Source organism: Bacillus sp. AFS018417 (genome assembly GCF_002560985.1).
Lineage (GTDB): Bacteria > Bacillota > Bacilli > Bacillales > Bacillaceae_G > Bacillus_A > Bacillus_A rhizoplanae.
In genome coordinates, this window is the sequence record NZ_NTTM01000130.1 from 1 (window position 1) to 477 (window position 477).

1 protein-coding gene is annotated in these 477 nt (G+C 37.9%); it reads left to right on the forward strand.

All coding sequences use genetic code 11. The annotated features are described in order from the left end of the window. Window positions 1–475 (forward strand): IS6 family transposase (locus tag CN326_RS23840; protein ID WP_141525131.1); only part of this gene is annotated, 475 nt, incomplete at its 5' end. Between the last annotated feature and the right edge of the window lie 2 nt (window positions 476–477).

Here is a 477-nt window from a genome sequence, read left to right on the forward strand (position 1 = left end):
CCGTCGTCACCTCAAACAAATAAATGACTCTTGGAGAGTCGATGAAACATATATCAAAGTAAAAGGTCAATGGATGTATCTGTATCGTGCTGTTGATTCGAAAGGAAACACAATCGATTTTTGCCTAGGCAAATCAAGAGACCAGAAGGCTGCAAAGCGCTTTTTCAAGAAAGCTTTGCGGTCTTTTCATGTTTCGCAGCCTCGTGTTATAACAGTCGATAAGAATCCAGCTTATCCTATAGCAATTGAACAGTTGAAAAAAGAGAAAAGCATACCTGATGGTATGCAACTTAGACAACAAAAGTACTTGAATAACATAGTAGAGCAAGATCATCGCTTTATAAAGAAACGAATTCGTTCTATGCTAGGGTTCAAATGTTTTGACACAGCTACATCCATTCTTTCTGGAGTAGAAGCCATGCATATGATTAAAAAAGAACAGATTGATTTACGGGACCTGATATTATCCCCTTAAGG